This window comes from Thiofractor thiocamini, from assembly GCF_055384375.1.
On sequence record NZ_AP042389.1, the window covers coordinates 1,749,789 to 1,775,115 of the forward strand.

The 25,327-nt window shown below is 34.5% G+C and carries 24 protein-coding genes and 5 tRNA genes; 24 read left to right on the forward strand and 5 right to left on the reverse strand.

Translation table 11 applies throughout. From position 1 onward, the window contains the following. Positions 1–5: 5 nt before the first annotated feature. Both glmM and ACZ47B_RS08880 read right to left on the reverse strand, forming a co-directional pair. Positions 6–1,343: a phosphoglucosamine mutase gene (gene glmM, locus ACZ47B_RS08875; protein WP_464894191.1), complete on the reverse strand. Its 1,338-nt coding sequence runs from the start codon at positions 1,341–1,343 to the stop codon at positions 6–8. Between the two features lie 52 nt (positions 1,344–1,395). Next, positions 1,396–2,427, reverse strand: a complete 1,032-nt coding sequence (locus tag ACZ47B_RS08880; protein WP_464894192.1) for a YeiH family protein — start codon at positions 2,425–2,427, stop codon at positions 1,396–1,398. Positions 2,428–2,708: 281 nt separating this feature from the next. Here ACZ47B_RS08880 and ACZ47B_RS08885 point away from each other — a divergent pair, with 281 nt between their 5' ends. From ACZ47B_RS08885 to ACZ47B_RS08910, 6 genes are all read left to right on the forward strand, one after another. Further along, positions 2,709–3,590 (forward strand): LysR substrate-binding domain-containing protein, encoded by an 882-nt coding sequence (locus tag ACZ47B_RS08885; RefSeq protein WP_464894193.1) that lies wholly within the window; start codon positions 2,709–2,711, stop codon positions 3,588–3,590. 45 nt (positions 3,591–3,635) lie between these two features. After that, positions 3,636–3,713, forward strand: a tRNA-Pro gene (locus ACZ47B_RS08890). Positions 3,714–3,719: 6 nt separating this feature from the next. Further along, positions 3,720–3,796: transfer RNA gene (locus ACZ47B_RS08895), tRNA-His, on the forward strand. A 7-nt stretch (positions 3,797–3,803) separates the two neighbouring features. Further along, positions 3,804–3,880 (forward strand) — tRNA-Arg (locus ACZ47B_RS08900). Between the two features lie 21 nt (positions 3,881–3,901). After that, a tRNA-Arg gene (locus ACZ47B_RS08905) sits at positions 3,902–3,978 on the forward strand. Positions 3,979–3,990: 12 nt separating this feature from the next. Continuing rightward, positions 3,991–4,075 (forward strand) — tRNA-Leu (locus ACZ47B_RS08910). A gap of 1 nt (position 4,076) precedes the next feature. Here ACZ47B_RS08910 and ACZ47B_RS08915 read toward each other — a convergent pair. Then, positions 4,077–4,385 carry an ArsR/SmtB family transcription factor gene (locus ACZ47B_RS08915; RefSeq protein WP_464894194.1) on the reverse strand — a complete coding sequence of 103 codons (309 nt, stop codon included), beginning with the start codon at positions 4,383–4,385 and terminating at the stop codon, positions 4,077–4,079. A 68-nt stretch (positions 4,386–4,453) separates the two neighbouring features. On the opposite strand from ACZ47B_RS08915, the gene ACZ47B_RS08920 reads away from it, so the two are divergent. From ACZ47B_RS08920 to rlmN, 5 genes are all read left to right on the forward strand, one after another. Beyond that, positions 4,454–5,542, forward strand: a complete 1,089-nt coding sequence (locus ACZ47B_RS08920; protein ID WP_464894195.1) for an SO_0444 family Cu/Zn efflux transporter — start codon at positions 4,454–4,456, stop codon at positions 5,540–5,542. 77 nt (positions 5,543–5,619) lie between these two features. Next, positions 5,620–6,687, forward strand: a complete 1,068-nt coding sequence (locus tag ACZ47B_RS08925) for an MFS transporter (protein ID WP_464894196.1) — start codon at positions 5,620–5,622, stop codon at positions 6,685–6,687. 56 nt (positions 6,688–6,743) lie between these two features. Beyond that, a complete protein-coding gene (gene hisF, locus ACZ47B_RS08930; protein WP_464894197.1) occupies positions 6,744–7,502 on the forward strand; it encodes an imidazole glycerol phosphate synthase subunit HisF in 759 nt (252 codons plus the stop codon). Further along, positions 7,499–8,029, forward strand: coding sequence for a phosphorylase family protein (locus ACZ47B_RS08935; protein ID WP_464894198.1), 531 nt, complete (start codon positions 7,499–7,501; stop codon positions 8,027–8,029). The genes hisF and ACZ47B_RS08935 overlap by 4 nt, the downstream gene beginning before the upstream one ends. Next, a complete protein-coding gene (gene rlmN / locus ACZ47B_RS08940) occupies positions 8,007–9,089 on the forward strand; it encodes a dual-specificity RNA methyltransferase RlmN (RefSeq protein WP_464894199.1) in 1,083 nt (360 codons plus the stop codon). Before ACZ47B_RS08935 ends, rlmN begins: the two co-directional genes overlap by 23 nt. Positions 9,090–9,167: 78 nt before the next feature. Here the strand turns inward: rlmN and ACZ47B_RS08945 are convergent, their stop codons facing one another. Continuing rightward, positions 9,168–10,061 carry an RluA family pseudouridine synthase gene (locus tag ACZ47B_RS08945; protein WP_464894200.1) on the reverse strand — a complete coding sequence of 298 codons (894 nt, stop codon included), beginning with the start codon at positions 10,059–10,061 and terminating at the stop codon, positions 9,168–9,170. Continuing rightward, on the reverse strand, positions 10,061–11,026 hold the full coding sequence (locus ACZ47B_RS08950) for an integron integrase (protein WP_464894201.1): 966 nt from the start codon (positions 11,024–11,026) through the stop codon (positions 10,061–10,063). The genes ACZ47B_RS08945 and ACZ47B_RS08950 overlap by 1 nt, the downstream gene beginning before the upstream one ends. A 625-nt stretch (positions 11,027–11,651) precedes the next feature. Between ACZ47B_RS08950 and ACZ47B_RS08955 the strand changes: the two genes are divergently transcribed. From ACZ47B_RS08955 to ACZ47B_RS09015, 13 genes are all read left to right on the forward strand, one after another. Further along, positions 11,652–12,065, forward strand: a complete 414-nt coding sequence (locus ACZ47B_RS08955) for a gamma-glutamylcyclotransferase family protein (RefSeq protein WP_464894202.1) — start codon at positions 11,652–11,654, stop codon at positions 12,063–12,065. Positions 12,066–12,144: 79 nt separating this feature from the next. After that, complete coding sequence (locus ACZ47B_RS08960; RefSeq protein ID WP_464894203.1) at positions 12,145–12,897, forward strand: class I SAM-dependent methyltransferase; 753 nt, start codon at positions 12,145–12,147, stop codon at positions 12,895–12,897. Positions 12,898–12,922: 25 nt separating this feature from the next. Further along, complete coding sequence (locus ACZ47B_RS08965) at positions 12,923–13,300, forward strand: hypothetical protein (protein ID WP_464894204.1); 378 nt, start codon at positions 12,923–12,925, stop codon at positions 13,298–13,300. A 267-nt stretch (positions 13,301–13,567) separates the two neighbouring features. Continuing rightward, complete coding sequence (locus ACZ47B_RS08970; protein WP_464894205.1) at positions 13,568–15,154, forward strand: AAA family ATPase; 1,587 nt, start codon at positions 13,568–13,570, stop codon at positions 15,152–15,154. 3 nt (positions 15,155–15,157) lie between these two features. Next, positions 15,158–16,240 (forward strand): hypothetical protein, encoded by a 1,083-nt coding sequence (locus ACZ47B_RS08975; RefSeq protein WP_464894206.1) that lies wholly within the window; start codon positions 15,158–15,160, stop codon positions 16,238–16,240. Between the two features lie 254 nt (positions 16,241–16,494). Next, complete coding sequence (locus ACZ47B_RS08980; RefSeq protein WP_464894207.1) at positions 16,495–17,187, forward strand: aspartate/glutamate racemase family protein; 693 nt, start codon at positions 16,495–16,497, stop codon at positions 17,185–17,187. Continuing rightward, the gene (locus tag ACZ47B_RS08985) at positions 17,187–17,819 is read left to right on the forward strand and encodes a Crp/Fnr family transcriptional regulator (RefSeq protein WP_464894208.1); all 633 of its coding nucleotides are present in this window, start codon (positions 17,187–17,189) and stop codon (positions 17,817–17,819) included. Before ACZ47B_RS08980 ends, ACZ47B_RS08985 begins: the two co-directional genes overlap by 1 nt. Before the next feature lie 49 nt (positions 17,820–17,868). Beyond that, positions 17,869–18,516, forward strand: a complete 648-nt coding sequence (locus ACZ47B_RS08990) for a transposase (protein ID WP_464894209.1) — start codon at positions 17,869–17,871, stop codon at positions 18,514–18,516. 315 nt (positions 18,517–18,831) lie between these two features. Then, complete coding sequence (locus ACZ47B_RS08995) at positions 18,832–19,149, forward strand: antibiotic biosynthesis monooxygenase family protein (protein ID WP_464894210.1); 318 nt, start codon at positions 18,832–18,834, stop codon at positions 19,147–19,149. A gap of 150 nt (positions 19,150–19,299) precedes the next feature. Then, on the forward strand, positions 19,300–20,634 hold the full coding sequence (gene purB / locus ACZ47B_RS09000) for an adenylosuccinate lyase (RefSeq protein WP_464894211.1): 1,335 nt from the start codon (positions 19,300–19,302) through the stop codon (positions 20,632–20,634). A gap of 4 nt (positions 20,635–20,638) precedes the next feature. Then, a complete protein-coding gene (locus ACZ47B_RS09005; protein ID WP_464895720.1) occupies positions 20,639–23,023 on the forward strand; it encodes a ribonucleoside-diphosphate reductase subunit alpha in 2,385 nt (794 codons plus the stop codon). Between the two features lie 132 nt (positions 23,024–23,155). Continuing rightward, on the forward strand, positions 23,156–24,280 hold the full coding sequence (locus ACZ47B_RS09010; protein WP_464894212.1) for an ABC transporter substrate-binding protein: 1,125 nt from the start codon (positions 23,156–23,158) through the stop codon (positions 24,278–24,280). A gap of 146 nt (positions 24,281–24,426) precedes the next feature. Then, the gene (locus ACZ47B_RS09015; RefSeq protein ID WP_464894213.1) at positions 24,427–25,320 is read left to right on the forward strand and encodes a branched-chain amino acid ABC transporter permease; all 894 of its coding nucleotides are present in this window, start codon (positions 24,427–24,429) and stop codon (positions 25,318–25,320) included. The last annotated feature ends 7 nt before the right edge of the window (positions 25,321–25,327 follow it).

Here is a 25,327-nt window from a genome sequence, read left to right on the forward strand (position 1 = left end):
CTTAACTATCTAAGGGCATTTGTTAAAAACTCTTTTAGGATTTCCATCTCTTTTAGTATCTCTTTTTCATCTTTTCCTTCAAGGAGAATTCTTAGAAGATTTTCGGTTCCGGAGTATCTTATGAGATGTCTAATGCCGTTGGATTCCAGTTTTTTGACAAGTTTTTCATATCCTTTGATTTTTTCAAGAGGTATTTTTTTGTTTACAGGTATATTTTCAAGTATCTGAGGATAGAGATCAAATATATCAAAAGCTTTTGAAGTTGTTTTACCGCTTTTTAGTACAAAGGCCAAAACCTGCAAAGCACTCGCAAGAGCATCACCTGTTTTTGCATAGTCACTCAGGATGATATGGCCGCTTTGCTCTCCTCCGAAGTTGAGCCCTTCTTTTTGCAAAACTTCCAGGACATTTTTATCTCCTACATCACACCTGTAAAGCGATATATCTTTTTTTAGTAAAAAGTCTTCAAGTGCTTGATTGCTCATGACTGTTGCGGAGATGGCATTGCCCAAGAGTTTATCCTCCTCTTTGAGGTAAAAAGCCAAGGCACCGAGCAGCTTGTCCCCGTCGATGACTTTGCCGTATTCATCCACTACTACAAGTCTGTCTGCATCGCCGTCAAGTCCAAAACCTATATCGGCCCTTACTCTTTTTACCTCTTCGCTGAGAGCCTCGGGGTGAAGTGCGCCACATGACTGATTTATATTGCTTCCGTTTGGTTCATTGTTGATGACGAAGACTTCAGCACCCAGTTCAGTCAGTATGGTCGGTGCTACTTTGTATGCCGCGCCGTTTGCCGTATCGACTACAACTCTTATGCCATTTAGTGTCATATTTTTTGGAAAAGAGTTTTTTATATGCACTATATATCTTCCTATGACATCGTCGATTCTCTTTGATGAGCCTATTTGCATTTCTGTTTTTTGGTTTGATTTGATGACTTCATCGTCAAAATATATCTTTTCTATCTCTTTTTCTATATTTTGGTTCAGTTTGTTGCCATTCTTGTCGAAAAACTTTACACCATTGTCATAAAAAGGGTTGTGAGAAGCGCTTATCATGATACCTGCATCACATCTCATGTTCTCAGTCAAAAAAGCGATCGCGGGAGTAGGCATGGGTCCTATTTGTATGACATTGTAGCCAACTGCCGTAAGGCCTGATACTATGGCATTTTCTATCATGTATCCACTTCGTCTTGTATCTTTGCCTACTATGATCTTGTTGTTTATGGATTCTTTTCTAAAATATATGCCGGCAGCCATGGCAAGTCTCATGGCTGTCATGGCATCGAGTTTTACTCCGGCTTTTCCTCTTACACCGTCCGTTCCAAATAGTTTCATCGATTTTCCTGATAGTTATATTTACCTTTATAGATGCCCTTATTTTAACATATTAAAAATTCAAAGCAAATTTAACTATATAAAATCCTCCAAAAATAAGCCATAAAAATAGTATGAAAGCTAAGTATATAGGCTTTAATCCCACATTTTTAAATTTACCTATGTTTGTTTCCATACCCATCGCGGTCATAGCCATAGTCAAAGCGAAAGTATCGATTTTGTTGATATCGTTTACTAGCGGATGAGGTAAAAGATCTAGAGAGTTAAAACCTGCAACCGCTATGAAAAATACAGCAAACCAGGGTATGGTTATCTTGTTTTTTTGCCCGGTAGTACCTGTATCTCTCTTTTTTGCAAGCCAGTAGCCCAAAACCAACAAGAAAGGTGCTATCATCATGACTCTTATCATTTTAACGATTACTGCATATTTGGCGGTTTCATCTCCTATGGCATTACCTGCTGTTACGACATGAGCCACTTCGTGTATGGTTCCTCCTATGTAAATGCCCACATCTTTAGCATCTAGTGGGATAAACCCCGCTTTGTAAAGATAAGGGTATAAAAACATTGCCGTGGTTCCAAATATAACGACCGTTCCTACAGCTACCGCACTTTTATATGGTTCACCTTTTACCACAGGTTCAGTTGCAAGTACGGCAGCCGCACCACATATAGAACTTCCCGCACTTACAAGCATAGTAGTATCCTCATCAAGTTTAAGCACTTTCGTACCCACTATATATCCGATGATAAAAGTAAGCGTTACTACCGAGGCGCTTGTGATGATACCCGGGATCCCTACTTGTTCTATGTTTTGAAAAGTAACCCTGAAGCCATAAAATATGATGGCAGCCCTCAGTATGATCTTCATGGAAAACAAGATACCGGGTACCCACTCTGCAGGCAGCTTGTTTCTTAGGGTATTCGCATAGAGCATACCAAGCAAAATGCCGACTATCAATGGGCTTATGCCAAGATTCTTTAAAAATGAAAAACTAGCTATATAAGTAGCTGAAGTTGAAAAGAGTACCACAAAAAGTATACCACTTAATGTACTTGCTCTGTTTTCTTTTGAAAATGCCATATTTTCTCCTGTTTGTTAATTTGCGAATTGTATAATATTTTTGTTTATTTGTAAAATTAATTAAATATGATATAATAATTAGTAAAATCTATTAATTGCTGATGTTATGTAAAATTTATTCACGGTGCTAATTTACCCTGTGGGACACTACAAATTAGCTAAAAACTGCAAACGCAGGAGCGCCCTTCGGGTTTGGTGCAGTTTTCTTAACACTACTTTTCCGTTTAAATTAGCAATGCTCACAAATTCTACATAACATCAGTTAATCAGAAAGAAAATGTATGACATTTAGAGAATTGGAGATATTTTTTGCATTATCGGAGCTAAATCATACCGCTCTGGTCGCTTCAAGGTTAAAATTAAGTCAGTCAGCCGTCTCGCTTGCCGTGAAGTCACTGGAAAAAAAGATAGGCGAAGAGCTCTTTGACAGGATAGGTAAGAGCATCATCCTCAATGAAAGAGGAAAGTATTTTAAAAATTTGACAAAACCGCATTATGATGCTTTGCTTGAAGCTAGTACGGCTTTTAAAAAAGAGACATTTTTTGGGGAACTTAGTATCGCTGCAAGTCGTACTATCGGGGACTATATAATACCTCAGGCATTGTTTGACTTTAAGAGTGCATACCCTACTGTAGATATCATCAATACCACCAACAACTCCAAAGAGATAGTAGGTATGATTTTAAACGGAAGTATAAATATAGGCTTTATCGAATCAAAGATAGAAAATAAACAGATATCCATGCAAAAACTGTGCAACGATGAACTTGTAGTCGTTACAAAAGATAAAAGACTAAAAGGTAAGGATGTATATATAGATAATTTAACCGATTATATCTGGCTTTTAAGAGAGGAGGGCTCAGGGACAAGAGAGATATTTTTAAAAGAGATAGATAAAAACAAAAAAGAGTTGAAAAAACAGTTGGTATTTTCCAGTTTTGAAAGCATTAAAAGAGTTCTAAAACAAAACAAAGATGCGATAACCTGTATATCGAGACTTTGTGTAGAGGAGGATATAAAAAATGGTATTTTACATGAGATTAAACTAAAAAACTTCAGCTTCAAAAGAGATTTTTATCTGATATACCATAAAAATAAGTATAAAAACAGACTTTTCCGGGAATTTTGTACATTTTGTCAAGATTATTTTATGGATACTTAAGCTCAATTTTTATATAATTTCGCTCTTAAATGCGAAAAGAGAGCTCGGGGTGTAGCGCAGTCTGGTTAGCGCACCTGGTTTGGGACCAGGGGGCCGGAGGTTCGAATCCTCTCACCCCGACCATCCATGGTGGGTGTAGCTCAGTTGGTTAGAGCATCGGATTGTGGTTCCGAGGGCCGTGGGTTCGAGTCCCATCTCCCACCCCAGTATTGAGCGCTCGTAGCTCAATTGGATAGAGCAACGGACTTCGGATCCGTAGGTTGAAGGTTCGACTCCTTTCGAGCGTACCATTAACTTTTTGCTTTAAACAGGCGCTCGTAGCTCAGCTGGATAGAGCAACGGCCTTCTAAGCCGTAGGTCTCAGGTTCGAATCCTGACGGGCGTACCATTTTATTGTTGTGCGGATGTGGTGAAATTGGCAGACACGCCAGACTTAGGATCTGGTGCCGCAAGGCGTGGAGGTTCAAGTCCTCTCATCCGCACCATCTATCTTCTTTTACAACTTATCAGATGCGGCAAGATATCTACTTTTTTCATTATCTCTTTTTTAAAACATTCAAGCAGATAGTTTTTATCTTCATTCACGGAGTAGACACACCATTTTCCTTCTTGTTTTGAAGAAAGTAGTCTGGCTTTTTTCATCTGTTTTAAGTATCTTGAAACTAAAGGCTGCGAGAGCTTTAGAGTATCACATATCTCACATACGCATACTTCTTTGTATCTTAAGATAAGTGCAACTATCATCACTCTGTTTTTATCGCTGAAAACTTTAGCGATTTGTACTAAATCGTCCATATAACCTCTTTGTAAGTAAAAATATATAACAATATTGTTATATGATTATAGCACAAAAAGGATAAATAGTGGAATATATAGTAGAATTTTTAAATGCATTGATAGATTTAAGTAATGCCATGGCTCCTTACATTTTGTTGGGACTGATCATAGCCGGCATACTTCATGAGGTTGTGCCGGACAGTATAGTCAAAAATCATTTGGGGAAAGACTCTTTTTGGTCTGTGATAAAGGCAACTCTCTTTGGTATACCTTTGCCGGTTTGTTCATGTGGAGTGATACCGCTTGCAAGAAGCATCCAAAAGAGTGGGGCAAGCAAAGGTGCGACTCTTTCGTTTTTGATATCAACCCCTATCACCGGAGTTGATTCCATACTTGCTACCTATGGTATATTTGGATGGATATTTACGCTCTATAGGGTTGTAACATCTCTTATCATATCCATGATAGCAGGCATACTTTCAAACTTTTATGCAGTAGATGATGACGCTGAAAAAAAACCGGCCGCATTTGCATCAAAGCCGTCAGCTTTTTCACCTGCAGCTGCACAAAAACCGATATTAACAAGTGTTAACTTTGCTAACCAAAAGCCTATAAAGAAAAAATTCAGTTTGAAAAAGATGATTTCATACTCTTTTGGAACACTGCTAAAAGATATAGCTTCACCGCTTTTGCTGGGACTGGTTCTTGGTGCATTGATAACTACGGCTGTTCCAAAGAATTTGAGTGAGATACTTATCGATTATTCTTGGATATCATATATCATAGCTATCGCTATCGCGGTTCCTATGTATGTGTGTGCTACCGCATCATTGCCCATAGCTGCCGGCTTGAGGCTTGCAGGCGTCAGTCCTGGAGCGGCATTTGTATTTTTATCGGCTGGACCGGCAACTAATACAGTCACCATAGGAGTCGTTAAAAAAAGCTTGGGAAACACAGCTCTTTATATATATCTTGGCAGTATCATCATAGGCTCCATCATATTTGGGATAGGACTCGATTATATATTTGAAGGCATAGATGTAAAAGATTTTGTAAATATATCTGATGGTTCAAGCCTTTTGGCTATAGTTTCCAGTATCATTTTGTGGGTATTTGTGTTATACTATATCATCAAATCAAAAATTACAAAAAATGTAAAAACTTGTAGTGTATAGGAAAAACAATTTTTAAAAACAGAGTAGTACTTTTATATATCTTAGCAGCCATCTCTCCTCTTTCTTTTGGGGTTTGGATGGCACTGCTAAATAACTTCTCGGTTGAAGTAGTTCACTTTAACGGTGAGAACATGGGCTTTTTACAAAGCATAAGAGAGATACCAGGACTACTCTCTTTTACCATAGTTTTTTGGCTTATGTTTATAAGGCAGCAAAGTGCTCTTTATATCTTTTTGATACTTTTAGGTCTTGGTGTGGCGCTTGCCGGGATATTTCCAAGTGTGGTAGGTTTGTATACTACAACGCTCATCATGTCTTTTGGTTTTCATTATGCAGAAGTATTGCATAGCTCACTCTCTCTTCAATGGCTGAAAAAAAGCAGCACCCCCTCTATACTTGGTAAACAGATATCCCTTAGAGCTTTTGTATCCATTGTCTCCATGGTGATTTTATACATACTTTTAAAGCTTTTTGATGTTGATTATAAAAATATTTATATCATATTCGGTGGGATGGCTGTACTTATAGTAGTTTTGGCATGGATATTTTTTGATAAATTCGATGACTTTGTTATACAGGAAAACAAGCTTTTTTTGAGAAAAAGATACTGGCTTTACTATCTGCTTACATTTTTAGCAGGTGCAAGAAGGCAGATATTTGTAGTGTTTGCCGCATTTTTACTTGTACAAAAATTTCACTTTAGTGTAGAAGAGATAGTCTTGCTTTTTTTGGTAAACAAGATCATAAGCATGACCACTGCCCCGGCTATAGGAAGAGTGGTTTCCAAAATAGGAGAGAAGCTCTCACTGCAGATAGAGTATATCTTGTTAATTGCCATTTTTCTATTATATGGTTTCGTTACAAATCATTATGTCGTTGTTTTGCTTTTTATACTTGATCATATTCTTTTTTCGATGGCCATAGCTTTAAAAACATACTTTCAAAAGATTGCCGATCCAAAAGATATAGCGGCAACAGGAGGAGTGAGTTTTGCTATCAATCATATAGCTGCAGTCTTTTTGCCCGCACTACTTGGTATGATTTGGGACAAGTCATATGATCTTGTATTTTTCACCGGAGCTGCTATAGCTGTTATATCATTATCCTTGACCTTTTTCATAAAAGTCCCCAAGGTTGCCGCATAAGCGCCTTGAAAGCTTTTTTTTTGTATAAATAAGATAAAAAATATTATTGGTGACTTATGGAGTATTTTGCAAAACGAATCATACCTTGTTTGGATGTTAAAGACGGAAGAGTAGTGAAGGGCGTAAACTTTGTAGGTCTTCAAGATGCCGGTGATCCGGTCGAGGTTGCAAAAAGATATGACAAGGAAGGTGCGGATGAGATAACCTTTTTGGATATCACAGCAACTTACGAAAAAAGAGACACTATAGTCGATATAGTAAAAGAGGTTGCAAAAGAAGTTTTTATACCTCTGACAGTAGGTGGAGGCATAAGAAAATTAGAAGACATATATGCACTTTTAAATGTAGGATGTGATAAAGTCAGCATAAATTCAAGTGCAGTAAAAAATCCAAATTTTATCGATGAAAGCTCAAAAAGATTTGGCTCTCAATGTATAGTTGTTGCCATAGATGTCAAAAGACACGGCGATAGATGGCATGTTTATATAGCCGGCGGAAGAGAAGATACCGGACTTGATGCGGTAGAATGGGCAAATGAAGTAGTTAGTCGAGGGGCGGGCGAGATACTCTTGACTTCCATGGATGCTGACGGTACTAAAAACGGATATGACAATGAGATCACTTCCTTGCTCAGTAGCACTCTAAATGTTCCTATTATTGCAAGCGGGGGAGCTGGTACGATGGAGCATATAAGAGATACTTTTTTAAGCGGTGCTGATGCGGCTTTGGCTGCTTCGATATTTCATTATAAAGAGATAGATATCATGGATCTAAAAAGATACTTAAAAGGCGAGGGCATTCCGGTAAGATTATGATAGTTTGTGCAGGAAGAAGTGAGCTTTTAAAAGGTGCCTTACCAGTTGGTGTTGGTCTTTGTGAAGTTGTCAAAAACCTGACTCAGATCATCATGGAAAAATCACCAAAAAAGTTACACTTCGTAGGTAGCGCCGGAAGTTACGGAAAGTATGCCCCTTTTGATGTAGTAGAATCATGCAGGGCGGCACAGGTAGATGTGTCTTATCTGCTTGATTATACTTATACGCCTCTAACCAAGATGATACAAAACAATGTTTCATGTGAAACAAATATCATAGTAAACAGTAGCAACTATATAACAAAAGACAAAGATATGGCTACACAATTTTTGAAAATGGGATATGATTTGGAAAATATGGAATTTTACGCTGTTATATACCTTGCAAACGAATTTTCCATAGAAGCTATGGGAACATTTGTTGTGACCAATTATTGTGATGAAAATGCCCATGAGGATTATATGAGACATCATAAAAAAGCCAATAAAATAATGGAGAGAATTATTGAAGAAAAAATCCATACTTGATTTTACAAAAGATGAACTAGCTCACAACATAAAGCCGTCATTTAGAGCGAAGCAGATATATGGTTGGATTTACCAAAAATATGTCGATAGTTTTGATGAGATGAAAAACCTGCCTAAAAGCATGAGAGAAGAGTTAGATAAAGAGTATGATATAACACCTTTGAAGATAATCGCAAAAGAGCAAAGTCAAGATGGAAGTATCAAATACCTTTTTTCTCTAAAAAATTCTTTAAGCATGGAAGCTGTTCTATTGCCAATGAAAGAAGAGATAAAAGATGACGAAGGCAATATTATCCAAAGTTCAAAGTATACTATATGTATCTCTTCCCAGGTAGGGTGCAAGATAGGATGTGCATTTTGTCTAACAGCCAAGGAGGGGTTCAAACAAAATTTAACTCCCGGAGAGATCGTATCTCAGGTGCTTTTGATAAAAAAAGATAACAAACTACCGGCTAACAAAAGAGTAAATATAGTCTTTATGGGTATGGGTGAACCGCTTGACAATCTTGAAAATGTTACTAAAGCTATCAAGATATTTAGTGACCCAGATGGACTTGCTATATCTCCAAGAAGGCAAACCGTTTCTACAAGTGGACTTTCTCATCAGATAAAAAAACTTGGGAATATGGATCTAGGTGTTTTATTGGCGATTTCCTTGCATGCAGTTGATGATGAAATGAGAGAAAAACTCATGCCTATCAATAAAGCATACAATATAGCTTCTATCTTAGATGCGGTCAGAAACTTTCCGATAGATACGAGAAAAAGAGTTATGTTTGAGTATCTTGTCATAAAAGAGTTGAATGATGATATAAAAAGTGCAAAAAAGTTGGTGAAGCTTTTACATGGCATCAAAGCAAAGGTCAATCTCATATACTTTAACCCCTATCCAAACTCACCTTTTAAAAGACCGAGTGAAGAAGATATGAAAAGGTTTCAGGCATATCTTAGAGAACACGGTATAACTTGTACCATTAGAGAGTCTAAAGGACTGGATATATCTGCAGCGTGTGGACAACTATATGAAAAACAAAATAAGGAAAAAAATGAGCGGATTTAGTGTGGTGGATTGGGCAGAGGTTATACTTATAAGTATAGTTGTAGTCATTGGAGTCGGTGGTATCATAAAAGTAATAACTCAAAAAGATGAAGAGTAAAAGCTGCTCTTTGAGTATAACTTATACCTTATATCGTTATAGTAAAAATCTATCCAGTTTGCATGAAGCATAAGTCTTTTGGCTCCTGTTAATTTTACCCTGAATTCTTCGTCAAGTATCCCATCAAGATAGTCTGATGCTGTTTGATAATCCGTGCCATATATAGGGTCTCCAAGTATTGGATGTTTCACATGAAACAAATGCACTCTTATCTGATGTTGTCGCCCTGTAAGGGGTAGGGCTTTAACAAGTGTTGTATCACTTTTGGAGTTATATTTGATAGGCTTTATGATGGTTTTTGCTTCTTTTCCGGTCTTATCTATGAAAACTTTTATCTTTATCTTAGAGTAGTCTCTATTTATCTTGATAGGCTCATCTATAAAAAGTTCTTTATCTATTTTTCCTTTGACAATGGCGAGATATCCCTTTTTTATATCTTTTGTTTGAAAGGAGTTTTTGAAGTATATCTCAGCTTTTCTATGTTTAGCAGCTAACACTAACCCACTTGTTTCTTTATCGATTCTATGAACTATATTGGCATTTGTGCCGAAGTTGTGTTTGACTTCATCTGTTAGAGAGTAGGGTGTATTTCTGTTTTTAGGGTGAACTAACAAGCCACTTGGTTTGTCAAAAAGTGCAAAATCAGGTGTAGAAAATATCGGTTTTAAGCCTTTTGTATTTGGTTTAAATATAACAAGTGAAATATTGCCTGTTATGAGATCAGACTTCCCTTTGACTATCTTATCCTCACAAAAAAGCCTTTGTTTGTCTATATATCTTTGAGCCTCTCTCATAGGACAAGATAACACATCCATAACAAACCGAAAAGCTCTCACCTCATTTTCTATAAAAAAATCAACCTTTTCAAAAGCCATTAAAAATCCAAAGGAGACTTGACATCTTGTCTGTTCATCTCTTTAACTATATGAGTATAGATCATAGTAGTCTCAACTGACTTGTGACCAAGTAGTTCTTGTATGGTTCGTATATCTACACCATTTTGAAGCAGGTGAGTGGCATAAGAGTGTCTGAAAGTATGAGAAGTAACTCTTTTATTGATATTTGCTTTTTTGGTAGCTGAAGTTATATTGCGACTGAGTGTTTTTGGCAAAATGTGATGTCTTCTCATTTCTCCTGTTCTTGGATCCCTGGAGATGCTTTTCATGGGAAAGATATATTGCCATTTTGTTTCGTATTTTGCATTTGAAAACTTTTTCTCAAATGCAAACGGCATATAAACACTACCATATCCATCTTCTATATCTTTGTTGTGTAATTCAGTTACTGTTTCTATCTGCGCTTGTAGTTGTATCTTTAGTTTTTTAGGTAGCGGAAGAGTCCTATCCTTTAAAGATTTGCTATCCCATATGTAAACCTTATCAAAACCAAAGTCTATATCCTTAACCCTTAGACTCAATGCTTCATTCATTCTAAGTCCACATCCATACATTAGACTAACTATCAGCTTATAGACACCGTTTAGATTGCCAAGCACTGACATAACTTCTTGTTTTGTTAAAACTACCGGTATATGCTTTCTTTCCTTAGCCCTAAGAGACTGGATATTCCACTTGCTTGTATCGATACCTAAAACATCTCTGTATAAAAACAAAAGAGCGCTAAAAGCTTGATTTTGTGTGGTGGAAGATACTTTCTTTTTTGTAGCAAGATTAGTTAGAAAATTTTCTATATCTTTTTTCTCTAATTCTATAGGATGCTTTTTGTTGTGAAAGATTATATACTGTTTTATCCATGAGATATAGTTTCTCTCTGTCGATAAACTATAATGCTTAAATCTGATTTTATCACGAACCATATCAAGCAATTTTTTCTTTTTCATTATCTCTCCTATTGTCTCAAAAATTTTTTAGTATATAAAAATATATAAAATAATTTATAGCAGACATTATATCCATTAATACAGATAATAGATATATTAGCAGACAAAATATCATTTTTACATTGCAAATTATACAAGCATTATGATAAAAAAACAAGGATAAATATCAATATATCTATAAAAAGCAATCAAAATGACATATAAAAATGTAGTAAAAAAATCTTGAGATGATATAAAAATATGATATAATGACTACTAATAAATAGTTATTTCGTCCCCGCTCCGCGGGAACGAAATAACGCTGAGTTCAGCACTGCGTGCCTGCTCCGTTATGTCATTCTACGCTCCGCTACGAATAACAAAACGCAGCAGTCACCATTTAAGCTAATCTCCAGAAAACACCTAACGGTGTATTCTGAAACTTAACTTAAATGGTGCTGAACTCAGCGTTGTCTCGGACGCTTCGCTTACCGAGACAACGGTCGCGCGGGTTGAACACCCGCTAGTCGTCCGGCGCTGTGCGCCAGACAACAAGCGGGAGGAGCGGACAACCCCATCAAAAAATTAAAATTTTTTGCTGAGGTCGCCGCTCACCCGCGCGACCGTTATACATAGAAGGATTAAAATGGATAATTCAAGTCAAAGATTAAATGATGTATTTTTTTATGGATTATATATGGATGAAGAAATACTAAAAAATAAAAATGTAAAGCCAAGAAACCAACGAATAGGGATAGCTCATGGTTATGAGCTAAGAATTGGAAAAATGGCTACATTAGTTAGAAAAGATGGGGCGAAGGCTTTTGGTTTGGTATATTCATTAACACATGATGAGATTGATAGATTATATACAAAATCTGGATTGACTGATTATGTTGCTGAAGCTATTATGGTTGAACTATCTGATAAGTTATCAATTCCAACATTGTGTTGTAATTTGTTAAATCCACCGGAAGATGATGAAAACAATGATGAATATTATCAAAAACTAAAAAAATGTATGAAAAGGCATGAACTTCCATTACCAAATAGTGTATAACAAATTATTGGAGAGAAATATTTGACCCTGTGGCTCAAATATTTCTCAATTCAAACGTTAAACTACAAAAGGAATATAATTGAGCAACATAAACCAATGGAATGCAGACAAGTATAAAAAACATGCTGATTTTGTATCAAATTTAGCTTTTCCAGTCGTAGAACTTCTAAATCCACAAGAAGATGAAAAGATTTTAGATTTAGGTTGTGGAGATGGAACTTTAGCAGTTGAAATAGAAAATTTTAATGCTAAAGTTATTGCAGTAGATTTAAGTGAAAGCATGGTGCAAAAAACAAAAGAAAAAGGCATCGAAGCTTTTGTGATGAGTGCTACTGATTTAACTTTTGAAAATGAATTTGATGCAATATTTTCAAATGCAGTTTTACATTGGGTAAAAGAAGACGAAAAAGCAATAAAGAAAATTTCAAAATCTCTAAAAGAAAATGGACGATTTATTGCTGAATTTGGAGGATATGGAAATATAAAATTTTTGACCGACGCGATGGAAGAAGTTTTTAATAAACATCAAGAGTTTGGAAGTTTTAATAACCCATGGAACTTTCCAAAAGATAGTGATTATAAACAACTGTTAGAAAATAATGGTTTTAAAGTAGAATATATTGAGCTAATTTCAAGACCAACTAAAATTGATGATATTTCAAATTGGTTAGATATATTTGCAAATGGGATTATCTCCCATTTAACGAATGAGCAGCAAGTTCAATTCAAACAAGAAGTAAGAGAAATTTTAAAACCAAAAATTTACTCTGAAAAAGATGGTTGGGTAGCTGATTATGTAAGATTGAGATTAAAGGCTTACAAAATAGTTTAACAAGACATAGTAGAACGGAGTATTTATGACTGAACAAGAAATATCTCAAATTGCTTCTCAAGTAGTCAGCGATAGTAAGTTTTGGATTGCACTTATCGGTGTGATTGGTGCGATAATAGGTTCTCTTCTAACAATAGTGGGTAACTTTGCGCTTGAGTGGCTCAAATCCAGAGGAAAAAAGAAACTTGATAAATCTCGCCAAAAGATACTAAAAGATATGCTTGAAGACAAATCATTTGAATGGCGAAATCTCTCTACTTTAGCTGCTGTAGTTGGTTGTGATGAAGAAACAACAAAGCACCATCTTATTGCAATAAAAGCAAGAGGATCAGAAGAAAATGATGGAAAATGGGGATTGATATCAAAACATCCACTGAAGGACATCAAGCGTGAAAGAACATAACAAATCAGTGGAGCCAATAAATTTCCTTGTGGAAAATTTATTGGCTCAATTTAAACGTTATTTCGTCCCCGCTCCGCGGGAACGAAATAACGCTGAGTTCAGCACTGCGTGCCTGCTCCGTTATGTCATTCTACGCTCCGCTACGAATAACAAAACGCAGCAGTCACCATTTAAGCTAATCTCCAGAAAACACCTAACGGTGTATTCTGAAACTTAACTTAAATGGTGCTGAACTCAGCGTTGTCTATAATGGAATAAGGAATAAAAGTGCAAATAAGAATTAAAAATTTTAGAAGTTTTAAAGACACAGGATTTATAGATATAAAACCAATTACTATACTGATAGGTAAAAATAGTGCAGGAAAAAGTTCTTTTATTAGAACTTTACCTATGTTAAAACAAAGCGTTGAAGAGAAAACAAGATCACCAATTTTGCTTTATGGTAATTATGTTGATTTCGGTTCATATAAAGATATAAAACCCCACTTTAATAATAATGAATTATATGAATTGAATTTTATATTAGATAAAGAAATTTTTAATGAAATTAATAGAAATAGAAGATTTAAAAATTATACTTTTGGATATATTAGACCATATAATAGAGAATCATTTTTTCAAATTCAATTTAATATTAAATTTGAAGAAGATAAAAAAAATGTACTACATGTTAAAAATATTTCTTTAATATTGCTTGATAATGAGATTCAAATTTCATTAAATTATTTAAAAAAACAACTTGAAGAGATAACTATTAATGAACAAGTAATAATAAACGAAGATACAAATATTAAATTTACAGATAGAGGTGATTTTGTTTTTGATTTTTATCAAGCTGATGCTAAACATGAAGATAGAATGAGCAGAAGGTTTTCATTAGAGTCATTACTGCATAATTTAATATTAGATGAAATTTCTAAATATGTTCATGGCAGAACAGAGGATGAAACTAAATGGAAAATAATTGAAGGAATACAAATTTCAGATGATACTTCAATGTTGGAACAAATGACTAAAAAATCTCCAAGTACTTGGTATGCAAATGTATCTAAATGGACTAAAGAATGTAATCAATTTAAAACAATGAAAAATTTAATTATTGTGCATGAAGTAATAAATAGTTACTTGAATGCAATTAATAATTATATGAAATATTTATTTTTAAATATTAACTACATTGCCCCATTGAGAGCAACAGCTGAAAGATATTATCGGATACAACATTTAGCAGTAAATGAAGTAGATCCAAATGGAAAAAATTTACCTTTTTTCCTTGATAGTTTAACTGATACACAAAATGAAGATTTTAAAAATTGGACAAGTGAAAATTTTAATTTTAAAGTAGATATTTCGAAAACTGAAGGACACTATTCCATTAAAATAATTCATGAAGATAAGTATGAAACTAACTTATCTGATATGGGTTTTGGATATTCCCAAATTTTACCTATATTAACACAACTTTGGTTTTCATCATCAAAATATAGTAGATTAAATAACAGACTTCCATATCATAGATATATTGAGAAAATTATAGTTATTGAACAACCTGAATTACATTTACATCCTGAATTTCAAGCTAAATTTACAGATGTAATAACTAAAATAATAAAAAATGCAGAACGAAATAGAATTAAACTAAAACTTTTAATAGAAACTCATAGCGATGTTATCATTAACAGATTAGGTGATTTAATCTTGGATAATGAAATTAATGCAGAGGATATTAATATAGTGATTTTTAATAAAGAAACCGAAAACACACCAACAAATATAGAATTTGCAAATTATGACAGTGATGGCAACTTACTAAATTGGCCTCTTGGTTTTTTTCAACCTTCAACAAGAAAGTAATTTATGGTTATTTATTTAACTAATGATTTAATTACCAAAAGAAAATCCATAAATGATTTTTATCATTTTTTATTTATTACAATGCTTGCTTATAAAGAAGGTAAGCATTTTATTAGCATCTCTCCTAAAAATGTAAAAATTTTATTAGATGATGAAGAGCTTAAGAAAAGACCAGAACTATATAAAATATTACAAAGTTATAATATTCATTGTAAATCTTATAATTTAAAAAATTTTGAAAAATATTTTAATATTATAATTAGCATTATTCCAGATGGAGAAGAATATAATGAAAAAAATGGAGCTGATATTGAATATAGATATATAAAATATAATAAATTTTTAGATAGTGTTACAATTCAAAAAACTGTTCTATTAGGTGAGAATCCAAGTGATGCAGAAATTTATAAAGTTATTTCAGATTATTATCAAGAACAAAAGAAAATTAATTATCGTTGTTTATATGAAGCAAGAGGTGGTGGTGGAAATACTGTCGTAAAAGAGTATGAACCTATTCATGTTCAAGAAGAACGATTTTGTTTATGTATTTTAGATAGTGATATAAGATATAAAGAACAAACTGCTTATGGTGACACAGCGAAATTTGTAATAGAATATGTGAAGAGAAATACTAAAAACTACAAAACAACGATAAAAATTATTGAAGTTTTAGAATTAGAAAACTTATTACCATTAAATTTCTATAAAGATACTTATCCTCATAAAATCAATATTGTTTATGATATTGAAAAAATATTATTAGTGGATTCAAATTTTAAAAAATATTTTGATTTTAAAAAGGGGATTTATTGTAAATATGATAGTAAAAAATCGACTTGTAAAGTCTATTTAAAAGATTACTTATGTCCATTAATTGAAACAGCAAAAATCACAACAGAGAATGAAAAATTATTAAATGGTTTTCAAGGTAAAAATACAGATATTTTACAAGATTTCATCAAAAAAGACTTGACTTATATATTTGAAAGTATAAATAATGATTCTTTTGTTAAACCTTATTGGGATGAATTAGGAAAATTAATTGCTTCACATATACTAGCACCTAATAAGCAAAGAGCAATATAGACAACAAAACCTTGCACCGAACAGGTAAACCTGTCGGTAAAGTCAGTCGTTATTTCGTCCCCGCTCCGCGGGAACGAAATAACGCTGAGTTCAGCACTGCGTGCCTGCTCCGTTATGTCATTCTACGCTCCGCTACGAATAACAAAACGCAGCAGTCACCATTTAAGCTAATCTCCAGAAAACACCTAACGGTGTATTCTGAAACTTAACTTAAATGGTGCTGAACTCAGCGTTATCTTAAGGAAAAGAATATTATGAAAACCATAGGGTTACTTGGTGGTATGAGTTGGGAATCAACTTTATCATACTATCAAATTATAAATCAATACACAAATAAACTGTTAGGGAACCAAAATAATGCAGTATCGATTATATATACTGTCAATTTTGAACAAATCGAACAACTGCAACATCAAAATAGATGGGATGAAGCGAGTGATATTTTAGAACAAGCCTGCAAGTCATTGCAAAATGCCGGAGCTGATTTTATCATTATATGCACTAATACTATGCATAAACTATTGCCAAAAATTAGTAAAAATATTGATATTCCATTTTTACATATTGCAAAAGCTACTTCAAATGAAATACAAAAAGCAAATATTAAAAAAGTAGGTTTATTGGGAACAAAATTTACCATGCAAGAAGATTTTTATAAACAAATTTTAATTGATGATGGTATTGAAGTTATTATTCCAAATAAAAAAGATATGGATTTAATTCATAAAATTATTTATAATGAATTATGCTTAGGTAAAATCAAAGAAAGTTCTAAACAAATTTTTATTGATATTATAAATAAAATGGAAAATATAGAGGGAGTTATTCTAGGGTGTACAGAAATTGGACTTTTGATTAATCAAAATGATTTTAAAGAAATAAAAGTATTTGATACCACAAAAATACATGCTATTCAAGCTGTTGAGTTTGCATTGGATAAAAATTAATGACAAAACAAGAACAATTAGATATCTTATATCCTATATTAAATGATATATCTGTAATACCAAAAGATATTTGGCAAGATGCAAGTAAATATTTTCAAACTAAAACCTTACAGCAAGGGGAACATCTGTTTTGTGCAGGTGATAAAGTTAAAGATTTTTATTTTTTAATTGATGGATTAGCAAGATATTATTATCTTACTGAAGACGGAAAAGAGTTTAACAAATCATTTGCTCAAGAGCAAGGACATCTTCTAAGCAGTATATCAGCTGTTTCAAAAGATGAAAGTTCCCCTTTTTTTGTAGAAACATTAACAAGATTTACAGTTTTATATATCTCATATAAAGATTTTGTATTTTTAGCAGAAAAATATTTAGAATGGAATAGATTACTTTTAAAAATCTATGAAAAATTAATTATCAAAAAAGAAAGACGTGAAGAAAACTTTTTATGCTTAAACGCAACACAAAGATATGAAATATTTTTACAAGAGTATTCAAAAATTGTTGATATAGTTCCAAACTATCATATCGCTTCATATTTAGGCATCACAGATGTTGCTTTATCTCGTATTAGAAAACAGATGAGCTTAACAAATGTTAATTGGGAATTAAAGGGGACAGGCTACTTTTAAGTAATATTACAATATAATTTCCTAACAAAGTACCTAAAAAAGGACTAATATGCCAAGAATTGCCAGAGGTTTAGCCGGTGGTGAGATATATCATATCATCAACAGAGGAAATAGAAGAGCAGAAGTATTTCATAATACTAAAGATTATGAAAAATTTATAGAACTTATGAAAGCAGCTAAAAAAATAGCAAATATAAAAATATATAGCTTTGCACTGATGCCAAATCATTTTCACTTCATCATAGAACTAAATGAAGCAGAAGATTTAAGCAAATATATGCAATGGCTACTTACAAGCTATGTGAGGTATTACAATAAAACATATAAAACCTCAGGTCATCTTTGGCAAGGAAGATATAAAAGCTTTATCGTTCAAAGAGACAATTATCTTTTAACACTACTAAACTATGTAGAGCAAAACCCACAAAGAGCAAAACTAAAACAGTGGAAATTTATTTCATCAAACAGTGAAATAAATGATTTTATAGACGAATTACCGATAGAACTTCCTAAAAATTGGGAAGAATTAAAAAAAGAAGTTTTAAACAAACAAGAAAAAGAAAAAATAGATAATTCAATCCAAAGACAAAGCCCTTATGGTGATGATGATTGGATCGTTAAAACAGCACAAAAATATGATATAATATCTACTATAAACCCAAGAGGAAGACCTAAAAGAGTAACAGGGGATGAATAAAAGTAGCCTGTCCCCTTTAATTTTACAATCCAAAGACAAAGCCCTTATGGTGATGATGATTGGATCGTTAAAACAGCACAAAAATATGATATAATATCTACTATAAACCCAAGAGGAAGACCTAAAAGAGTAACAGGGGATGAATAAAAGTAGCCTGTCCCCTTTAATTTTATACTGCCCCCTTTAACTTTATAACTCTTTAACTTTATAACTCTTTAACTTTATAACTCTTTAACTTTATAACTCTTTAACTTTATAACTCTTTAACTTTATAACTCTTTAACTTTACTGGTCACCAATATCTAAAGGAAAATAATGCCATCAATAGCAAATACACCTAAGCCACCATATTATGCCGTCATATTTACTTCTATTAAGTTGGCCGAAGATATGGGGTATGATAAAATGTCAGAAAAAATGATAGAAGCAGTATCAAAGCGGGACGGTTTTTTGGGATTTGAATCCGCAAGAGATGATATAGGTATTACGGTTTCATACTGGAAGGATTTGGAATCAATTAAAAACTGGAAAGCAGATATGGAGCATAAAAAAGCTCAAAAATCAGGTAAGGAGATCTGGTACAAGCAGTACAAGATAAGAGTTGCAAAAGTTGAAAGGGATTATGGATTTTAGATATTTATTGCTGCTTATAGATTTGTAACCATTTGTTAACTTTTTACTTAATTTGTTCTATTTTTATCATAAAAAGTAAAATTTATATCATTAAAAGCAAACATTTTGTAAAATGATTTATTATATAAACTTCAGAAGGAAACATCAAAAATGGTAGATAGATATGCTAGAGAGCAGATGAAAAGCAAATGGAGTATGCAGGCAAAGTATGATGCTTGGCTTAAAGTGGAAAAAGCTGTGGTAAGGGGCTGGAACAAGCTAGGTCTTGTACCCGATGAGGACTGTGAAAAGATACTGAAAAATGCAAAGTTTGATATAAAAAGAATTGATGAAATTGAACAAACAACCAAACACGATGTCATAGCATTTCTAACAAGTGTCGCTGAAAGCCTTGGGGATGAAAGCAGATGGGTACATTACGGAATGACAAGCAGTGACTGCATAGATACGGCTGTTGCTTTGCAGATGAAAGATTCGCTCGAGCTTATCATAGAAGATGTACAAAAACTTTTGGAAGCTATAAAAAAGAGAGCTTATGAGCATAAGATGACTTTGATGGTCGGAAGAAGCCATGGGATACATGGTGAGCCTATCACATTCGGTTTGGTTCTTGCGGTTTGGTATGATGAGATAAAAAGAAATCTTACCAACCTAAAACAAGCTTTGGAGTTTATCTCAGTCGGACAGATAAGTGGTGCCATGGGCAATATAGCACATGCTCCCATAGAGCTTGAAGAGTATGTATGTAAAGAACTGGGACTTAAACCAGCTCCCGTATCAAATCAAGTCATCCAAAGAGACAGATATGCAAACCTCATGAATGCTTTGGCGCTTCTTGCATCATCTTGCGAAAAAATCGCGGTTGCCGTTAGACACTACCAAAGAACCGAAGTTTATGAAGCCGAAGAGTTTTTCAGCAAAGGGCAAAAAGGAAGTTCCGCGATGCCTCACAAAAGAAATCCCGTTTTAAGCGAAAATGTAACCGGACTTTGCAGAATGATAAGAAGTTACGCTATGCCTGCAATGGAAAATGTAGCTTTGTGGCATGAAAGAGATATATCTCACAGCTCAGTTGAGAGATTTATCCTGCCTGATGGATTTGTGACAACTGACTTTATGCTAACTAGACTAACCGGCATCATAGAAAAACTTGTAGTTTATCCTGAAAACATGATGAAAAATCTAAATCTAACAGGCGGACTTGTGTTTTCTCAAAGAGTTCTTCTTGAGCTTCCAAAAAAAGGAGTCAGTAGAGAAGATGCATATAAAATAGTCCAGAGAAATGCTATGAAAGTATGGGAAGAAATACAAAAGGGTAAATCACCACTCAATGAAAAAGGTGAAAGTTTGTTCCTTGAAAATCTTTTAAATGATAAAGAGCTTAGAGATAAACTGAGTCCTGAAGAGATAAGAGAGTGTTTTGACTATTCATACTATACTAAAAATATAGATAAAATTTTTGAGAGGGTTTTTAAAGATGACTAAAATATTGACTGTTACAAAAAGAAATGGAAGAATTGAACCGCTTGATATAACCAAGATCCAAAAATACACTTCAGCAGCAGTCGCCGACCTTGAAAATGTCTCTCAAAGCGAACTTGAGCTTGATGCAAGGATACAGTTTCGTGACGGTATCTCAACTGAAGAGATCCAGCAGACTCTTATAAAAACCGCAGTTGATAAGATAGATGTTGACAAGCCGGACTGGACTTTTGTCGCTGCAAGACTTTTTTTGTATGATTTGTATCATAAAGTAGGGCGTAATATAGGAGGAGAAAAAGGCAATCCTTACCATTCATTTAGAAAATATTTTGAAACAGGCGAAAAAGAGGGAAGGATTATAGAGGGGCTAAGAGATAAGTATGATCTTGACGAGTTGGATAGTTATATAAAGCCCGAGAGAGATCTGCAGTTTACTTACCTTGGAGTCAAGACACTAAATGATAGATATCTTTTAAAAAACAGACAGGGAAGTCCGATAGAGCTTCCTCAGTATATGTTTATGGCAATTGCCATGTTTTTGGCTCAAAATGAGTTTGACAAAATGAGCTGGGCAAAGAGATTTTATGATCTTATAAGCAAATTCGAAGTGATGCTTGCTACTCCTACGCTTTCAAATGCCAGAACCCCAAGACATCAGCTAAGCTCTTGCTATATAGGAAGTACCCCTGATAATATAGAAGGAATTTTTGACGGATTTAAAGAGATGGCATTACTTTCCAAGTTTGGTGGAGGTATAGGCTGGGACTGGTGCAAAGTAAGAGGTATAGGAAGCAGTATAGATGGACACAAAAATGCTGCCGGCGGTATCATACCGTTTTTAAAGATAGCAAACGACGTAGCGATTGCGGTGGATCAGCTAGGTACTAGAAAAGGTGCGATAGCCGTATATGTAGAGCCTTGGCACATAGATATAGCTGACTTTTTGGATCTTAGAAAAAACTCGGGCGAAGAAAGACGAAGAGCACATGATCTTTTTCCTGCTCTTTGGATAAACGATCTTTTTATGAAAAGGGTTATGAATGATGAGAGATGGACTCTTTTTGACCCCTTGGATGTTCCTGATCTAACCGATGTATGGGGAGAAGAGTTTGAGAAAAGATATATCGCCTATGAAAATGATGACCATATCATAAAAGAAAGCATAAATGCAAAAGAGTTGTGGAAAAAAGTACTGCTTAGTTACTTTGAGACGGGATTGCCGTTTTTGTGTTTTAAAGACAATGCGAACAGAGTCAATCCAAACCAACACTCAGGCATTATAAGAAGTTCAAATCTTTGTACTGAGATATTTCAAAATACCGCTCCAAACCACTATAAAATAAAAGTAAAATTTGATGATGGCTCGATCAAAACTTACGAAGAAGAGGATGATGTAAAAGTAGATGGCGGTGTAATAAAAAAAGCAAAGAAGATAACGGCACTAGATACGATAGATGATAAAAAAGTCTTTATCGTCGAAAAAGAGAAAAATGACGGCAAAACCGCAGTTTGTAATCTTGCAAGTATCAATCTTTCCAAAATCCACACAAAAGATGATATAGAAAGGATTATGCCCATAGCTATAAGGATGCTCGATAATGTCATAGAGCTTAACTTTTATCCTTTGGAAAAAGTAAAACAGACAAATCTAAAAAGCAGATCCATCGGTCTTGGCGTTATGGGCGAAGCGCAAATGTTAGCTCAAAACCAGATAGAGTGGGGAAGCGATGATCATTTTGAAAAGATAGACCAAATTATGGAAATGGTTAGTTACAATGCCATAAAAGCTTCATCAAATCTGGCTATCGAAAAAGGGAAATACCCCGAATTCGAGGGCTCTAACTGGAGCAAAGGTATATTCCCTATAGATTTGGCAAATGAAGAAGCAAAAAAACTAACACCTAACAGAGGTGGTTTGTTTGGATATATATATGACTGGGAAAAACTTAGGGAAAAAGTTAAAAAAGACGGAATGAGAAACGGATATCTTATGGCTATAGCACCGACTAGCTCCATATCCATACTTGTTGGAACCACTCAAACGATTGAGCCTATATATAAAAAGAAATGGTTTGAGGAAAACCTGAGTGGACTGATCCCCGTATGTGCTCCAAATCTCAATATAGACACATGGAGATACTACACCCCGGCGTATGATCTGGATCAGAAACTTATAGTTAAAGCCGGAGCCGTTAGACAAAAATGGATAGATCAAGGACAAAGTCTCAATATCTTCATGAAGCTTGAAAAAGCCTCCGGAAAATATCTGCATGAAATTTACTCTCTAGCATGGAAGCTTGGAGTAAAATCCACATATTATCTAAGAAGCCAGTCGCCAGAGAGTGAGCAAGATATTGCAGATAGAACGGGAGAGTGTTTAAGTTGCCAGTAAAATATGTGTAAAATTGTAATATTTTTATAATTTTTTCAAAAAGAATTATAATAAAAACTTTTATAAGTTTAATAAAAGTTTCAACTTGGTATTATAATTTTACATTAATTAAAAAAATTTTAAGGAGTATTAATGAAAAAAGTTTTGAGTGTAGCTGCAGCGGCAGTATTGGTTAGTAGTGCTTTAGTGGCAAAAGAGGTTAAGATAGGTGTTGTTCTTCCTTTAACAGGACCTATTGCGGCATTTGGTCAAACAAGTAAAGGTGGGCTTGATATAGCTTACGCACAAAATCACAAGTTAAAAAACGGTGATGATGTAAAACTTATAGTTTTAGATGATAGAGGAGATAAAGTCGAGGCTGCTACTGCGGTTAAAAGACTTATCAACAAAAACAATGTAACCGTTATCTTAGGTGAAGTTGCAAGTTCAAACTCTATGGCAATGGCACCGGTAGCAGAAAATGCAAAAACTCCTATGATAACTCATGCTTCAACAAACCCAAGAGTTACAAAAGGTAAAAAGTTCGTTACAAGAGCTTGTTTTATAGATCCTTTCCAAGGAGCAGTTGCTGCAAACTATGCACTTAGCAAAGGTTTGAAAACAGCCGTTATAGTTACTGATACAAAGCAAGACTATTCTGTCGGTCTTTCAAAAGCATTTAGAAAAGCTTACACAAAAGGCGGCGGTAAAGTTTTAAAAACTGTTTATATCAACTCAGGAGACAAGGATTTTAACGCTCAGGTTTCTACCATAAAGTCACTTCATCCAGATATCATTGACTTTACAGGATATTATCCAGAGGGCGCACTCCTTGCTAGACAAGCTAGGGCTGTTGGAGTTAAAGCTCCATTCATAGGCGGCGACGGTTCAGGATTTCCTGAGCTTGTAAAGATAGGTGGAAAAGCTGTTGAAGGCTTTATGTATACTGACCACTTCAACGAAGCGGCAGCAAAAAGTCCTGAGGCAAAAGCTTATGTTGAGGCTTTCCATGCGAAAAATCACAAAGCAGCTGACTCAATGGGAGCACTTGCAGCCGATGCTTACGGTATGATACTAGCAGCTATGAATAAATGTATAGATGAGGGCAAAGCACCTACTGATAAAGTTTGTGTAAACAATAACTTAAGACATACTAAAAACTATCATGGTGTTACAGGTGTCATAAATATAGATAAAAATGGAAATGCTGTAAAATCAGCAGTCGTTAATGTTGTTAAAAATGGTAAGTTTGCTTACCTAACAACTGTTAACCCATAATATTTCTTCGCTCCGGGGACTTTCCCGGAGCAATAACACATGCTTCCTACACAACTTAAAAAAATTATAAGAAAACTGTCGAATTTAAAAAATAATTATGTAATGTTAAGATATCATAACGATTACATTTCAAAATAGGGTGAAATATGGACTTTTCAACTTTTATGCAGCAAATGGTTAACGGCGTTAGTCTTGGCAGCATGTATGCTCTCATCGCCATAGGCTATACGATGGTTTACGGAGTGCTTAGACTTATAAACTTCGCGCATGGTGACATTATGATGGTAGGTGCTTTTATAGCTTATGTTGCCCATACTTCAGGGGTGCCTTTTGAGCTTTCTGTTCTTATAGCGATTATCGGTGCTTCGATAGTGGGTATATTAACTGATAAGATAGCTTATAAACCACTTCGTGAAGCTCCCAAGATTTCTCTACTTATAACTGCTATCGGTATAAGTTTTTTCCTTGAGAACTTGTTTAATGTAATGTTCGGAGGAGTGCCAAGAGCATTTTCGGCACCGGATTATTTAACGGGAACTATACATTTAGGCGATGTTGTTATGCCTGTTATGGTTTTTGTAGTGCCAGCAGTTACTTTGATTCTTTTGGCAATAATACTTTGGATACTTTATAGAACAAAATACGGAATGGCTATCAGGGCTCTGGCTTTTGATATACCAACGGTAAAACTTATGGGTATAAATGCGGATTTTATCATATCTATAGTTTTTGCTCTTGGATCGGCTCTTGCCGCAGTTGGCGGTGTATTTTATGCTGTAAGTTATCCTTCTATCGATCCGCTTATGGGTATCATAGTAGGTCTTAAAGCTTTCGCAGCGGCAGTCTTGGGTGGCATAGGAAGTGTTGCCGGGGCAGTTGTGGGAGGATTTATACTTGGGTTTACCGAGATAGTCGTTGTTGCATTTATGCCAGATCTGGGAGGATACAAAGATGCTTTTGCTTTTATCTTCTTGATACTTGTATTGTTGTTTAAACCTACTGGTATCATGGGTCAAGACTTAGATAGAAGCAGATTCTAAGGAGTTA